12 protein-coding genes and 1 tRNA gene are annotated in these 14,642 nt (G+C 69.8%); 5 read left to right on the top strand and 8 right to left on the bottom strand.

Annotated features, from left to right (window positions below):
* The first annotated feature begins 67 nt into the window (after window positions 1–67).
* Window positions 68–1,633, top strand: coding sequence for an acetoacetate--CoA ligase (locus FS770_RS06445; RefSeq protein ID WP_144942440.1), 1,566 nt, complete (start codon window positions 68–70; stop codon window positions 1,631–1,633).
* Between the two features lie 258 nt (window positions 1,634–1,891).
* Here FS770_RS06445 and FS770_RS06440 read toward each other — a convergent pair whose 3' ends face one another.
* The 3 genes from FS770_RS06440 to FS770_RS06430 are packed head-to-tail and all read right to left on the bottom strand — an operon-like array spanning window position 1,892 to window position 5,285.
* Window positions 1,892–3,568: an FAD-binding oxidoreductase gene (locus FS770_RS06440; protein ID WP_144942439.1), complete on the bottom strand. Its 1,677-nt coding sequence runs from the start codon at window positions 3,566–3,568 to the stop codon at window positions 1,892–1,894.
* A 28-nt stretch (window positions 3,569–3,596) separates the two neighbouring features.
* Entirely contained in the window at window positions 3,597–4,499 is a 903-nt protein-coding gene (locus FS770_RS06435; protein ID WP_232300317.1) for a lysophospholipid acyltransferase family protein, read from the bottom strand.
* A 3-nt stretch (window positions 4,500–4,502) separates the two neighbouring features.
* A complete protein-coding gene (locus tag FS770_RS06430) occupies window positions 4,503–5,285 on the bottom strand; it encodes an SDR family NAD(P)-dependent oxidoreductase (protein ID WP_055085016.1) in 783 nt (260 codons plus the stop codon).
* Window positions 5,286–5,368: 83 nt separating this feature from the next.
* On the opposite strand from FS770_RS06430, the gene FS770_RS06425 reads away from it, so the two are divergent.
* A complete protein-coding gene (locus FS770_RS06425; RefSeq protein WP_145010663.1) occupies window positions 5,369–7,636 on the top strand; it encodes an HAD-IB family phosphatase in 2,268 nt (755 codons plus the stop codon).
* A 6-nt stretch (window positions 7,637–7,642) separates the two neighbouring features.
* Window positions 7,643–8,374: a TetR/AcrR family transcriptional regulator gene (locus tag FS770_RS06420; protein WP_238694060.1), complete on the top strand. Its 732-nt coding sequence runs from the start codon at window positions 7,643–7,645 to the stop codon at window positions 8,372–8,374.
* Here FS770_RS06420 and FS770_RS06415 read toward each other — a convergent pair.
* From FS770_RS06415 to FS770_RS06405, 3 genes are read right to left on the bottom strand one after another with little or no spacing between them, the layout of a single operon-like run.
* Window positions 8,371–9,651 carry a DUF4032 domain-containing protein gene (locus FS770_RS06415; RefSeq protein WP_094393533.1) on the bottom strand — a complete coding sequence of 427 codons (1,281 nt, stop codon included), beginning with the start codon at window positions 9,649–9,651 and terminating at the stop codon, window positions 8,371–8,373. The genes FS770_RS06420 and FS770_RS06415 overlap by 4 nt on opposite strands.
* A gap of 1 nt (window position 9,652) precedes the next feature.
* The gene (gene otsB, locus FS770_RS06410; RefSeq protein ID WP_055085068.1) at window positions 9,653–10,450 is read right to left on the bottom strand and encodes a trehalose-phosphatase; all 798 of its coding nucleotides are present in this window, start codon (window positions 10,448–10,450) and stop codon (window positions 9,653–9,655) included.
* Window positions 10,443–11,966 carry an alpha,alpha-trehalose-phosphate synthase (UDP-forming) gene (locus FS770_RS06405; protein ID WP_145010660.1) on the bottom strand — a complete coding sequence of 508 codons (1,524 nt, stop codon included), beginning with the start codon at window positions 11,964–11,966 and terminating at the stop codon, window positions 10,443–10,445. The genes otsB and FS770_RS06405 overlap by 8 nt, the downstream gene beginning before the upstream one ends.
* A gap of 202 nt (window positions 11,967–12,168) precedes the next feature.
* Here FS770_RS06405 and FS770_RS06400 point away from each other — a divergent pair, with 202 nt between their 5' ends.
* Window positions 12,169–13,044 (top strand): DsbA family protein, encoded by an 876-nt coding sequence (locus tag FS770_RS06400; protein ID WP_094393534.1) that lies wholly within the window; start codon window positions 12,169–12,171, stop codon window positions 13,042–13,044.
* A gap of 77 nt (window positions 13,045–13,121) precedes the next feature.
* On the opposite strand, the gene FS770_RS06395 is transcribed toward FS770_RS06400, so the two are convergent.
* Window positions 13,122–13,195 (bottom strand) — tRNA-Thr (locus tag FS770_RS06395).
* 204 nt (window positions 13,196–13,399) lie between these two features.
* Here FS770_RS06395 and FS770_RS06390 point away from each other — a divergent pair.
* Window positions 13,400–13,903 (top strand): ferritin, encoded by a 504-nt coding sequence (locus tag FS770_RS06390; protein WP_055085070.1) that lies wholly within the window; start codon window positions 13,400–13,402, stop codon window positions 13,901–13,903.
* 106 nt (window positions 13,904–14,009) lie between these two features.
* Here the strand turns inward: FS770_RS06390 and FS770_RS06385 are convergent, their stop codons facing one another.
* Window positions 14,010–14,612 carry a TIGR03085 family metal-binding protein gene (locus tag FS770_RS06385; protein ID WP_055085026.1) on the bottom strand — a complete coding sequence of 201 codons (603 nt, stop codon included), beginning with the start codon at window positions 14,610–14,612 and terminating at the stop codon, window positions 14,010–14,012.
* Window positions 14,613–14,642: the final 30 nt, after the last annotated feature.

Here is a 14,642-nt window from a genome sequence, read left to right as displayed (position 1 = left end):
TTCTTCGGCATGACGCCATCCTCTCAACTCGAAAAGATGCGGCACCAAACCTGGGACGGTTCAGGGGGTGGAACCTGGCGACCGGGTGGCGGGGGTGCTCCCCAACATCCCAGAGACCGTGGCCGCGATGCTTGCCACGGCATCAGTGGGGGCGGTGTGGTCCGTGGTGAACACCGACTTCGGGCCCTCCGGCGTGGCCGATCGGTTTGCCCAGATCGAGCCGAAGGTGCTGTTCGTGGGGGACGGCTACGAGTTCGGTGGCACGGTGCGGGACATGACGGTTTCCTACCAGGACCTGCGGGACGTGTTGCCGAGCGTGGAGCAACTCATCGTGGTTGATCAGATGCCGCGGGAGAGCGTCGGAGAACTTCCCGGGGACGCTCTGCGCTTTTCGGAGATTGCCTCAGAACAGGCCGAACCGCGCTACGAGCAGCTGCCCGTCGAGCATCCGCTGTGGATCCTCTACTCGTCTGGCACCACCGGGAAGCCCAAGGGAATCGTGCACTCCCACGGCGGTGTGACCCTGGAGTTCTACAAGGCACTTGGCCTGCACTCTGGACTCGGCCCGAGGGACGTGGCCTACTACGCCGTGGCCACCACCTGGATGGTCTGGAACATGCTCGCCGGCATTCTGCTGACCGGAGCGCAGATCATCACGTACGACGGCTCCCCGACGTTCGGGGGACCGCAGAAGTCGTTCGAGCTCGTTGCGCGCAACCGTGCGACGTTCTTCGGGGCCGGCGCCGGCGTGCTGAGCATGGTGCAGCGCGCCGGTGTGGTGCCCAACGTGAGCATGGACTTCTCCTCGCTGAAGTCCATCCTGGTCACGGGGTCACCGCTGCCTGACGCCACCTGGGACTGGGTCTACGAGGCCGTCTCGGGCACTGTGCGGCTGGGCTCGGACTCCGGCGGCACGGACGTGACCAGTGCCTTCATCGGGACCAACCCGTACCAGCCCGTGTACCGGGGCGAGATCATGGGCCCGTACCTGGGCGTGGACGCCCAGTCGTGGAACTCCCGTGGTGAACGCGTGTGGGACGAGGTGGGGGAGCTCGTGATCACCCGGCCCATGCCGAGCATGCCGGTGTTCTTCTGGAACGACCCGCAGGGTGAGCGCTACCAGGCGGCGTACTTCGACATGTTCCCGGGGGTGTGGCGCCAGGGGGACTGGGTCACCCAGCTGCACGAGGGCCCGTTCGTGGTGCACGGCCGCTCGGACTCCACCATCAACCGCGGCGGCATCCGGATGGGCTCGGCGGACCTGACCCACGTGGTGGACCGCGTGGATGGTGTGGCCGCGTCCATGGTGATCGGGGCGGAACTGGCCGGCGGCGACTACTACATGCCGCTTTTCGTGGTGCCCCAGCCCGGCACGCGCCTCACGCGAGAGCTCGAGCGGCGCATCGTCGACGCGATCCGCACCCAGGTCTCCCCGCGCTACGTCCCCGACGAGATCATCGAGGCTCCCGCGGTTCCACGCACACGCACCGGCAAGCTGCTGGAGATCCCGGTCAAGAAGCTCTTCCAGGGCGCGGACCCGAGCACCCTCAACCGGGCGACCGCCGAAGACGCCGAGGTGCTGGACTGGTACGCCCGTGCCGCCCGCACGCATGCCGGGCGGCGTGAGCACTGACAATCACGACGTCACCCGCGACCCCGGGAGGGGAGCCCCGGGCGACGACGCCGCGGGCCGGTGGGCGCGCCGGTTATCCGGTTCTCTCGCGGATCGAGTTCCTTCTCAGAGCATGGCCTGACGGGTGCGACGAGACGCGTGCGGCGGCGACGCGCCGTCCCGCGAGGCGTCGGCGTCAGTCAGCCGCCGCAGCGTACGAGAAGGGCCCCGCGCCGTCGTCGCTCGACGGTGCGGAGCCCTTGCCCTGTCAGCGTGGGGTCAGGGGACGATCTTGCCAGGGTTGAAGTTGCCCCCGGGGTCTGCGACCTCGAACAGGCCGTGCATCAGGCGCACCCCCTCGGGGGAGATGTCCTGCTCCATCCACGGCTGGTGCTCCACTCCCACGCCGTGGTGGTGGGACAGAGTGCCCCCGGAGTCGATGAACGACTGCTGGATGGCGGACTTGATCATGTGGTACTCCTCGTACGGGTTCTCCTCGTCGAAGACGTACGCGAATGTGAAGTACAGGCACGCCCCCGAGTGGTACGAGTGGGACATGTGCGACATGATCCAGCCGGTCTTGTCGAGCCTCGCATAGGCGCGCTGGGCGGCGTCGTACGCGGCCTTGTGGACCGTGGTCAGCTGCGACCACGGCGCGGCGGTCTCGGAGACGTCCCCCACGGTGTTCTGCTCGAGCAGGAAGTCCCGCAGGTGGGGCGTGTCGAACTTCTTCTGGTCGTAGAGCGCGCCCGGTCCGGAGCCGAGGACGACGGCGCCCTGGGCCTTCGCAATCTTCGCCACGGCCTTCTTGCGCTCGGCCACGTCCTTGACCGTGCCCTCGAAGCACACGTAGGAGAGGCACATGGCGTCCGTGTCCCAGCCGCGCCGTCGCATCACCGCCCACAGGGCCTCCTGCCCCCTGGCAGCGAGCCTGCCCTTGACGGAGGTGGAGGCCTTCTGGGTGGCCAGCGAGAACGCCGTCTCGTGCGCGTCCGACACGCGGGCGAACGTCAGCGGGATCTCCGCCTCCGTGTACTGGCGCACCGCGGTCAGCGCCTGCTGCCACGTGGGGAACATGTAGGCGATGACCTCGTGCTCCTGCGGCAGCCGGTGCACCTGCACGGTGAGCTCGGTGATGATCCCCAGCCGTCCCTCCGAGCCGATGACCATCTCCCGCAGGCTCGGGCCCGTTGACGTTGACGGCAGCGGACGCAGCACCACGGTTGCGGTGGGCCGGACCAGGCGCAGACCGCGCACGATGTCCGCGATGTCCCCGTACTTGTCCGACTGCATCCCGGAGGAGCGGGTGGCGGCCCAACCACCCAGGGTGGAGTGGGCGAAGGAGTCAGGGAAGTGCCCGAGCGTCCAGCCGCGGGCGTTGAGCTGCTCCTCCATGTCCGGACCGAGCACACCCGCCTGGATGGTGGCCAGCCCCGAGGTCTCGTCAATCTCCAGCACACGGTCCAGCCGCCCCATGTCCACGGAAACGATGCAGCGGGACTCGTCCTGCCCGGCCTGCAGGCTACGGGAGATGCTCGAGCCGCCGCCGAAGGGGATGACCACGAGGTCCTCGGCCACAGCGGTCTCGAGGATCCTGGTGACCTCGTCCTCTGAGCCGGGGTAGACCACGACGTCCGGGACGCGGGTGAAGTCGTTGCGCAGGGTCTGCAGCAGCTCGAGCACGGACTTGCCAGCCCAGTGCACCACGCGCAGCTCGTCCTCCACGCTCACGTTCTCCGCGCCGCTGATCTCCCGCAGGTGCGCCAGGACGTCCTCGGGGGCGCGGGACTCGGGCACCTGCGCGGTGGCGAACTCCACGGTGTCACGTTGCCGGGGCCGCAGGCTGACGCCGATCGCCTCCTCCACGAACGGGGCGAACGCGGGCTTGTTCTCGTAGTTGAAGAACACGCCCTCCTCGCCCCAGCCCCACCACTTCTGATGCTTCACGTGTGCCACTGGGCGAAAACCTCTTCCTGGGAGACGACTAGTCGTGGATCATGTGCCGGTTCGCGGCGTACAGGGCACGCACGGCGGCCTCGATGCGCTCGTTGAAGCTGCGCGCGGTCTCGTTGCCTCGGGCCCGCAGGGGCGCGCCCACCGCAACCACGACGGGTGGGCGGCCGGGACGGGGCCAGTTGGCGCCGCGCGGCATGGCCTCGTGCGCGCCGATCAGTGCGACAGGAACCACCGGGACCTGCACGGCCAGCGCCAACGACGCCGCCCCCACCCGGAATGGGGCCATCTTCCCCGTCTTCGAGCGGGTGCCCTCGGGGAAGATCAGCAGTGGCACGCCGGCCGCGAGCAGCTTCTTGGACAGCCCCTTGTTCGCGCCCTCACCGCGGCGGTCCACGGGGAACGCGTTGAACACCAGCTGGGTGAAGAACTTCTTGTGCCATGCGGTGAAGAAGTAGTCCGCGGCCACGCCGGTGGCGAGGTCGCGCGAGATGTAGCGCGGCACGCCGCTCATCACCAGCGGCGCGTCCAGGTGGCTCGAGTGGTTCGCGACGACGACGCACGTGCCCTTCACGCCGTAGGCCGCCGGGTCCACCACGGTGGTCCGCCGGATGGTGCGGTTGACCAGCCCGCGGAAAAAGATGCTCTGCACGATCCGCCGGGCAATGCGTCGCGTGGGGTTTGTGTAGTGCGCGGCGGTCAGGTCAGCGGACTCCGCCGGGGGAGCAGGGGGCACAGGGTCCTGCTGACCCGCGCTGCCCTCGAGGGACTCGAGCACCCGGGGCCGCGCCTCGGGCTCCTTCGCGGAACGGGGCTCTCTCCCCTCACGGGGAGGCTTCCCGGGACGGGAGGGCTTCGCAGGGCGGGACGTGGATCCGCGGGATGCATCGGCGGCGTCGTCCTCGGAGGGCACGGGGGCGTCCTGGTGTGCCACGGCTCAGGCCTTGAGCTCGCGCTGGCGCACGCCGGAGATCTTGCGGGAGACCCAGCGGACGGCGGGGCGCGGGAGGTGGTGCAGCGCGGCGACCATGACCTTGTACCGCAGCGTGGGCACCGAGATCACCTTGCCCCGCGCGACGTCCGCCAGTGCCTCCTCGACGAGCCTGTCCGCGTCCAGCCACATGAAGTCCGGGATGGAGGAGCCGGTGATGCCCGCGCGGCTGTGGAACTCGGTGCGCACCCAGCCCGGCAGCAGCGCCGTGACGTGCACGCCCGTGCCGTGCAGCTCGACGGCGAGCGACTCGGTCATGCTGGTCGCGTAGGCCTTGATCGCGGAGTACTCGCCCATGGTCACGTATCCGGAGGTCGAGGACACGTTGACGATCCAGCCCGAACGGCGCTTGACCATCGCCCGTGCCGCGGCACCGGAGAGCCGCGCCACGGCCGCGCACATGACCTCGAACCCCGCCTCGTGCTGGTGGAAGTCCTCGGCAGTGTAGGGCGCCTTCACCGAGAAACCGGCGTTGTTGACGAGCATGTCCACCGGCTTCTGAGGGTCCTCGAGGCGACGGGCCACGCGCCAGAGGTCCTCGCGCACGGCCAGGTCCGCCGTGATCGTCTCCACATGGACGCCGTACTCGGCGGTGAGATCCCGACTCGTGTCCTCGAGTCGTTGCGCGTCCCGGGCAACCAGGACGAGGTTGAAGCCCCTGCGGGCGAGCGAGCGTGCGAACGCGGCACCGATGCCTGACGTTCCACCGGTCACGAGAGCGGTAAGCATGCCCCTAAGATACACTACGGTGGGCGTAGCGCAGTGGCCCGTCCAAGGGCCAGCCCACCACGGACCGACCACGGAGGAACCCCTTGACCGAGACCCCCACCCGCGTGCTCCTCACGGGAGCCACGGGCTTCCTGGGCCAGGCTGTCCTGGAGCGGCTGCTCTCGAGCTGCGAAGACGTCCACGTCACGGCGGTCGTGCGCCCCAAGGGCTCGCAGTCCGGCAGCTCGCGGCTGCGCCAGCTGCTGCACAAGCCCTCCTTCAGGACCTGGCGCGAGGCCGTGGGGGAGGAGCGCGCGGAAGAGGTCTTCGCCGAGCGCACGAGCGTTCTCGAGGGGGACCTCACGGGGCTCTCAGAGATCGGGGAGCCCTTCGACGTGGTGGTCCACTCCGCGTCCACGGTCTCCTTCGACCCGCCCATCGACGAGGCGTTCCGCACCAACGTGGGCGGCGCTGTGGGCCTCTACGACGCGCTGCGCGCGGCCGGGCAGGACCCCCACGTGATCCACGTGTCCACGTGCTACGTGGGCGGGATCGCCAAGGGCCTGCGCCCCGAGGCCTCCGTGGACCACGACGTCGACTGGCAGGTGGAGTTCGACGCCGCCGTGCGCGCCGCGGACACGGCCCAGGTGGAGTCCCGCAGCCCCGAACGACTCGAGTCCTTCATCCGCGAGGCCACGCGCACCCACGGCAAGGAGGGCCCAAAGACCGTGGCACGTGCCGCGGAGGCGGCCCGGCAGGAGTGGGTGCGCTCGCGGCTGGTGGACCACGGCCGCACCCGCGCCCAGTCACTCGGCTGGACCGACATCTACACCTTCACCAAGGCGCTGGGCGAGCGCGTGGCCGAGCAGAAGTGGGCGGGGCACGGGCACCGGCTGTCCATCGTGCGCCCCTCGATCATCGAGTCCGCGCTGCGCCACCCCTTCCCGGGGTGGATCGACGGCTACAAGGTCGCGGACCCGCTCATCATGGCCTATGCGAAGGGCGCGCTGCCCGAGTTCCCGGGTCTGCCGGACTCGGTGCTGGACGTGATCCCCGTGGACTTCGTGGTCAACGCCATCGTGGCCCTGGCGCGGGGCGGGCACCGTGAGGCGGAGGCCGCGCGGGTGCCTCTGACGCCGGCGGCGTCGTCGCCCGGTCCGAGTGCCGCCTACTACCAAGTGTGTTCCGGGGCCTCGAACCCGCTGCCGTTCCACCAGATGTACCGCAGCGTGCGTTCCTACTTCCTGGAGCACCCGCTGCAGGACGGCCACGGCAACCCGGTCGTGGTGCCCGAGTGGAGGTTCCCGGCGAACAACTCCATGGAGCGCGGACTGGCGGTCAAGGAGAAGCTCGCCGCGGTGGGTGTTCGCCTGAGCTCGGTGCTCCCGGCCACGGCCACCACCCGGGAGTGGACCAACTCCCTGCACCGGATGCAGACCGGTCTGGGCTCCCTGCGCACCTACGTGGACCTCTACCAGAACTACACACGCACCGAGATGATCTTCGACGACACCCACCTGCGGCGCCTGGACGCCTCCCTGCCGGATGTGACACCGGAGGATCAGCACTTCGACGTCCGCGCGATCTCGTGGCCCGAGTACTGGCAGGAGGTCCACCTGCCCGCGCTGACCGAGATGACCCGCGCCTACACCCGGGCCAGGGCGGCGTCCCGCAAGCGAACCGGGCGCAGCCGCGGCCTGACGCAGGGCGCGGACGTCGTGGCTGTGTTCGACCTCGAGGGCACTGTGGCCGGGGGCAACATCATCACGCAGTACGCGCTGCTGCGCCGACTCGAGCTGAGCCCGTTGCAGTGGCCCGCGGAGCTCGGCGAGCTCGTGGGCAACGCTCCCACATACGTCAAGGCCGAACGGCGGGACCGCGGGGAGTTCATACGCGCGTTCCTGCGCCGCTATGAGGGCGTCTCGGTGGCGCGTGTCGAGGAACTGGTAGCCGGTCCTCTCGGCCAGGCTGTGGCACAGAGCGTGCGCCCCGGCGCCCTGGAGCGGATCCGTGAGCACCGGGCCGCGGGCCACCGCACGGTACTGGTCACCGGTTCCCTGGACCTGCTGGTGAGTCCCATCGCGGAGCTGTTCGACGAGGTGGTCGCCGGGCGCATGGACCAGGTGGATGGTGTGCTCACGGGCTATTTGGCCACCCCGCCGCTCGTAGACGAGGCCCGGGCCCAGTGGCTCAAGCGCTACGCGCAGGACCACGGGCTCGACCTGAGCCGTTCCTACGGGTACGGGGACTCCGTGGCGGATGCGAGCTGGCTGTCACTGCTGGGCCACCCGTTCGCCGTGAACCCGGACCTGTCTCTATACCGCCGCGCGCGCAAGGCGCACTGGCCGGTCGAAGACTGGCGGAGGGCCTGAGCCGTGGTGACGGAAGCGCCGCCGGAGGGCGGTCACCCGGGCGACGGGCGCGCGGGTGATGGACGCGCGGACGACCGCGCGGCGACGCGCGACGGCGTGGCGAAGGGCGGTGAGGCGGTGCGGCAGGACGACGGCGCCGCGCACCCGGGTGAGCGGGTGGCGTCGTCATCCGTGGATCCACGTACGGCCCGCACGGACCACAAGATCGTGGCGGGCGCGCTGCGTCTGCTGCGCGAGGGCGGTCCGCAGAAGGTGACGATCGAAGCCGTGTCCGCCAGCACGGGCGTGGCGAAGACCTCGATCTACCGCCGCTACGACAACAGTGCCCAGATGCTCGAGGCCGCGCTGCAGCACACGGCGGCTGCCGAGCCACCCGTGGCGCAGGATGCCACGTGGGAGCGGGCGCTGCAGGCGGCCGTCGACATGCTGCTGCGGGACTTGGGCATGGGCGTGGTCATCGCCCTGTTGCAGGAGCCGCACTCCGAGACCTCCAGGGTGCTGCGCGCCTCCGTGGTGCGACCGCGCATGGACGCGCTGCGCGCGCTGCTCGAACGGGACGTTCAGCGGGGGCTGATCCGCGCCTCGGTGGACATCGACATGGTGGTGGACTTCGTCCTGGGAGCGGCATATGCGCACGTGGCGCGCTACGGCTCGCTCGACGAGAGGTGGACCGAGCGGATGCACCGGGCGCTGTTCGATCTGATGGCCGCACGTCCGCAGAGCACTCCGGGCAACTAGAACACGTTGATCTCGTCCGGTCGCGTGGCGAGGTAGTGCTTCACGTAGTCCTGCACGGCGACCGGGGTGGGGATGTCCTCGCCGGCGCTCTCGGACATGAACCAGCGGTGCTCGAGCACCTCGTGGATGATCTGGGCGGGTTCCCGCTTGCGGCGCAGCTCGGCGGGGATCGCCTCCATGATCGGCACGAACACCTCGCGCATCCACAGCTGCGCGGTGAGGTCCTCCGGCAGACCCGGGTACAGGGCCTGGCCGAACTGGTGGATGTCCGTGAGGATGCGCCGCGCCTGGTTCTCCTGCGTGTTGAGCCCCGTGAGGTGCAGCAGCTTGCGGGAGTGGTGCCCGGGCTCGACCACGCGCGGGCGCAGGCGGACCTGCCCGGTCTCGTCCGAGTCCAGGGAGGCCTCCTCGACGTCGAAGCCGAGCTCGTTGAGCCGCTCGACCCTCGCCTGGACGCGCCAGCGATCGCCCACGGGGAAGGTCTCCGTGGCCGTGAGCTCCTCCCACAGCCCTTCGTAGGTGTCCACGAGGCGCTGGGAGATCTCGAACGGGTCCACGGACGCGGGATCCACGCCCGCGTCCCGCAGCCGCTGCTGCATGTCCTCACCGGCCAACAGGTCCATGACCTCCCCGGCCACGTTGGTGCGGGCGAGGTCGATGTCGTACCCCCGCTGCCCCCGGGTGAGGGAGGGGTGCAGCTCACCGGTCTCCGCGTCCACGAGGTACGCGGCAAAGGCCTCGGCGTCCCGGCGGAACAGGGTGTTGGACAGCGAGACGTCCCCCCAGTAGAAGCCGGAGAGGTGCAGCTGGACGATGAGGGAGGCCAGGGCGTCCACGAGCCGCTCGATGGTCTCCGGGGCTGGGACCTGCTCGAAGATGGTGCGATAGGGCAGTGAGAAGCTCAGGTGGTCGGTCACGAGCGCCGCGGGCAGGGGCTCGCCGTCCGGTGTGTAGCGGTCGGTGACCACGGAGTCCGGGACCACGGACGGGATGGACATGGTCTGCAGCTTGCGCAGCAGACCGTACTCCCGCTGGGCGTAGTGGGCTGTGGTCTCTTTGACCGCCACGACCTTGCGCCCCACGTGCGCGAAGCGCACCACGTGGCGGGAGAGACCCCTGGGGTAGGCCGCGAGGACCTCGGGGGGCCACTGCTCCAGCGGCAGCTCCCAGGGCAGCTCGAGCAGCGCCGGGTCCGGGAAGGCCGTGCTGATGGATACACCCCGCAGGGGCCGGGGTGCTCCCGCTGCCGGGGAGTCGGAGGATGAGGGGACCGTCATGTCACTTCATGCTAGTCATGGCGCGGGTCCTGCGGTGCGCGAGCAGGCTCAGGCACGCCGCCAGCGCCGGGGGATCCGCGACCCGCCAGCGTGCCATGGAGTCCTTCTCGCCCACCTTGATCCCCACGTCCCCGGGCCCGAGGACGGCCAGGGCGTCCTCGTCCGTGACGTCGTCCCCCGCGAAGACGGTGACGTCCGGGTGGACCGCGGCGGCGATGGTGGCGAGGCCGTCCCCCTTGGTGGCGCCGAGCACGGAGCACTCGACCACCAGCTGCCCCGGTGTCAGTCGCAGCCCGGGCATGGCCTCGTAGACCGCGGTCATCTCCTCGAGGGCTTGCTGCGCCTCCCCGGGATCCGCGATGGGGCGTGCGTGGAAGGCCACGCCCGCGGGCTTCGGCTCGGCGCGGGCACCGGGGTAACGGGCCACGAGCGCTAAGGTGGCCGCCACGGCGCGCTCGAGCAGGTCGGACTGCTGCGCGCTCAGCTCGATCCTCGTCCCTGAGCCCGCGCCCGGGGCTGCGGAGAGGTCCACCTCCGCGCCGTGGGAGCCGGAGAGCACCATCCGCGAGTCCGGGTCCACCACCGTGCGCAGGAATTCCAGGGGGCGCCCGGAGATCACGGCCACGGTGGTGTGCGGCAGCTGTGCGAGAGCATCAAGGGCCTCGCGCGCGGCCGGCAACGGCCGGGAGTCGGCGGGGTCCTCGGTGAACGGGGCCAGCGTTCCGTCGAAGTCCAGCGCCACGAGCAGCCGCGGCGCCGCGGCCGCGCGGTCCAGGGCGTCCTGGAGGTCGTCACTCATGACTGCCGCCCGCCCGGGCACCCGCGGCCGTGGCGTCGTCGTCCCCGCCAGGTGCGTGGGCGGCGGCGTGCTGTGCGAGGTCGTCCAGGAAGCGCTGGGACCAGTCCACGACGTCGTGCGTGAGCACCTGCCGGCGCATCGCCACCATGCGCTTGCGAGCCTCCGTGCGGGGCATGTCACGGGCGTGGAGCATGGCCTCCTTCAGACCGTCGATGTCGTGCGGGTTCACGAGCACCGCCTGCCTGAGCTGCTCGGCGGCCCCCGTGAACTCCGAGAGCACCAGAACGCCCGAGTTGTCCTGCCGCGCGGCCACGTACTCCTTGGCCACGAGGTTCATCCCGTCCCGCAGCGCCGTGACGAGCATGACGTCCGCCGCGAGATAGAGGGCCACCATCTCCTCGAACGGGTAGCCGTGGTGCAGGTAGCGGATGGCCGTGTGGGAGATGGTGTCGTGCTGGCCGTTGATGCGCCCCACCATGCCCTCCACGAGCTCCCGCAGCTGGCGGTACGAGTCCACCCGCTCGCGGGAGGGGCTGGCCACCTGGATGAGCACCGAGTCCTCGACGGAGAGCTCGCCGTCGTGCAGCAGCTCCCCGTACGCCTTGATGCGGTGGCGGATGCCCTTGGTGTAGTCCAGGCGGTCCACGCCCATGTAGACGGTCTCCGGGTTGCCGAGCTCCTCGCGGATCTCCTTCGCCCGCGCCCGCACCGAGGGATCCGCGGTGAGCTCCTTGATGGACTCCACGTCGATCGAGATCGGGTACGACCCCGCGTTGACCGTCCAGGAGGTCTCCTCGCCGTCCGCGGTGCTCTCGCTGAACTGCGCGGTCCCCTTGATGAACTGCACGCCCAGGTACTTGCGCACGCAGCGCTGGAAGTTCTGGGCGTCCCCGGGGCGCTGGAAGCCGATCAGGTCCGCGCCCGTGAGTCCGTCCAGCACCGCCCTGCGCCACGGCAGCTGCGAGAAGATCTCAGTGGGCGGGAAAGGGATGTGGTTGAAGAAGCCGATGGTCACGTCCGGACGCAGCCTCCGCAGCATGCGGGGCACGAGCTGCAGCTGGTAGTCCTGCACCCACACCGTGGCGCCCGGCGCGGCGGTCTCCGCGGCCTGGCGGGCGAAGCGCTCGTTGACCCTGCGGTAGGCGTACCACCACGTGCGGTGGAACTCCGGGGACGCAATCACGTCGTGGTAGAGGGGCCACAGGGTCGCGTTGGAGAAGCCCTCGTAGTACCTGCGCACCTCCAGCTCGGACAGCGCTACCGGGACGAGGTGGAAGACGTCGTGGTCGAACGGCTCCAAGTCCTCGTCCGGCGCCCCGGACCAGCCGACCCACGCGCCGTCGCGCTGCGCCATCACCGGGGCAAGGGCGCTCACCAGGCCGCCGGGGGAGCGGCGCCACGTGCTGCTGCCGTCCTCCGCGACGTCCCGGTCCACGGGGAGCCGGTTGGAGACCACCACGAAGTCGTAACCGTCACGCGGGACGTTCACTTCTTGAAGAGACTGCTCTGCGGACACGCTGGGTTCCTTCCCCGGGGACTGCTGGTCACCCCATTCTAAGTGGGCGTACTACCGCCGCCCAGGGGGACGACGCCGCCGCGTGGCCGTGCGCGCGGCGTCGTCGTGCGTCACCTGCCGCCACCGGCGCCGAGGCGGGCCGGGTACTCTGAGGGGCAGTATCCACACGTGTCCACCCCCTCGGAAGGAAACCCGGACCCCCATGGCTGCACAGAAGAAGACCTCCGGCTCGTCGGCGTCGGACGACGCCCGGGAGCGGGCCCGTCGGATCGCGGACCAGCAGTCCCGTCGCTCCAGCGGCAGGCCCACCGGTCTGATCATCGGCATCGTGGCGCTCGTGGTTGTCATCGCGCTGATCATCGGGCTGGTCGTGTGGCAGAACAACAAGGCCACGATCCCGGACGCGGGGCCCGTTCCCGCGAGCTCCAACCAGTACGGCGGCATCACGCTCACCAAGGACGGGATCGCCAAGAACACCTCGGACGTCCAGGAGCGGGACCTCTCCCAGCTGCCCGCGGCGGAGGAGAGCCCGGACACCACCAAGACCCCCCTGGGGATCGTGGACAAGGACAAGGCGGCCAGCAACGGAAAGCCCGTGCAGCTCGTGATCTTCCAGGACTTCGAGTGCGTGCACTGCGCAGATTTCGAGAAGGAGAACGCGGACACCATCAAGAAGGCCGTGGACTCCGGGAAGGTGGAGGTGGAGTACCGCAACCTCAACTTCCTCGACAAGGCCACACCGGACCAGTACTCCTCACGCTCCGCCAACGCCGCCTACCTCGTGGCGGAGCAGGTCAGCACCGACCAGTACATGGACTACGCCCAGGAGATCTTCACCCACCAGGGCAGCGGCGGGCTGAGCAACGCCGAGATCGCGGAGATCGCCAACAAGCACGGCGCGAACATCTCCGCGGACGACCTCGACGAGAACACCTACCGCCCGCTCGTGAACGTTGTTGCCCGCGAGGCCGTGAACAATGGCGTGGCCGGGACGCCCACGATCTACGTGGACGGCAATCGTTTCGAGCAGGGCACCTTCTCGGACGTGCTGGACAAGGCGGTCAAGGCCAAGAAGTAGCCGTGGCGCCCATGCCCGGAACCAATGTGAAGAACCCCGGCCGTCCAGGACGACCGGGGTTCTTTGCGTTCCACGGGAGCCCCCTGCCGGATTCGAACCGGCGACCCTCTGTTTACAAGACAGATGCTCTGGCCATCTGAGCTAAGGGGGCGCTGCGCTCCCGCCACGGCCGGCCGGGGTGCACCAGCACCGCCTGCCGCGCCCGCACGGGACCGCTCCATGATACTGGACAAGTCGCGGGCGCCCGCGCACCCCGGATCCGCAGGGCACTCTGCCGGGTGCACGGGTGGCAGGTGTGACTGAGCCAGGCCTCACTCACTATCCAGGCCGGGCGAAAGGTGCTTCCATGGGCCACATGGAAATCAAGGGAAGAATGGCAGAAGCGATCACCGAGCAGATCACCATGGAGCTCCAGGCGAGCGTGGTCTACCGACAGCTGTCCATCGAGATGGACGTGGCGAGCCTGCCCGGGTTCTCGCAGTGGTTCCGTGCGCAGGCGGCCGAGGAGGTCACCCACGCGGAGAAGTTCATCGACCACGTGGTGGACCGCGGCGGTGACCCGAAGATCGGCAGCATGAACGGGCCGACCCTCGAGGACACCTCTCCGCTGGGCTGCTTCCAGGCGGCCCTCGCCCACGAGCGCGAGGTCTCCGAGTCCATCCGCAACCTGTACCGGTTGGCGCAGGAGGAGGGCGACATCGACGCCATGCCCCTGCTGCACTGGTTCATCAGCGAGCAGCTCGAGGAGGAGGCCAGCGTGGAGGAGATCGTGGACCAGGCCCGCCTGGTGCACAACGACGGGCCCGGCCTGCTGCGTCTCGACGCCGAGCTGGGGTCCCGCGAGGTCGAGAGCGACTGAGCTCCCCGCGTGACGAACGACCGGCCCTGCTCCTGAGGAGCGGGGCCGGTCGTCTGTCACCGGTGTCCCTCTGGGCCTTGTCCGGCACGGGGTGCGGGGAGGGGCGCTACTCCTGGGTGATCTCCACGTCCGCCTGCTCCCGGCGCCCGAAGGCCCACAGCAGCAGCTCGGCGGGTTCGCCGCGCACGATCTGCACCCGGCGCGCGGACTTCTTGCCCCCTCGCACGGCACCGAACCCGGCGGCGATCAGCACCACCGACTCGGGCTCCTTGCGCAGCAGCGCGGGGCCGGCCAGCTTCAGCATGCTCCACAGGGCCTTCTGCTCGTCGTTGAGCAGCTGCCGGGCGTGCCACTGGGGCTGGGCGCGGCGGACGTCCTCGTGGTGGATGAAGAACTCGCCGGTGTTCATCCGCTTGTCGATCGGGGACCAGCGCCCCGGCGAGTGCAGCGGGGGCCGCTCCACGAGGTTCACGAGGTCCTCCCACGGCATCCCGCGGTACTCGGCGTCCACGGTCTCCGCGTGCCTGCCGAGCACCGGCAGCCGGGGCGAGAACATCCCCGGGACGGCGTCCGGGCGCGCGTCGCGGATGGCCAGGTGCACCGCGAGGTCCCGCGTGTCCCAGCCCTCGCACAGGGTGGGGGCATCGGGGCCCACGCGTCGCAACAGCGCCGCGAGGTGACGGCGTTCGACGTTGGCAAAATTGGTCACGGGAGCATCCGATCTGCTGGGGGTGGACGA

Source organism: Kocuria salsicia (genome assembly GCF_007681555.1).
GTDB classification, from domain to species: domain Bacteria; phylum Actinomycetota; class Actinomycetes; order Actinomycetales; family Micrococcaceae; genus Kocuria; species Kocuria salsicia.
Note: the sequence above shows the minus strand (reverse complement) of the source record. Positions and strands in the feature narration are given on the sequence as shown.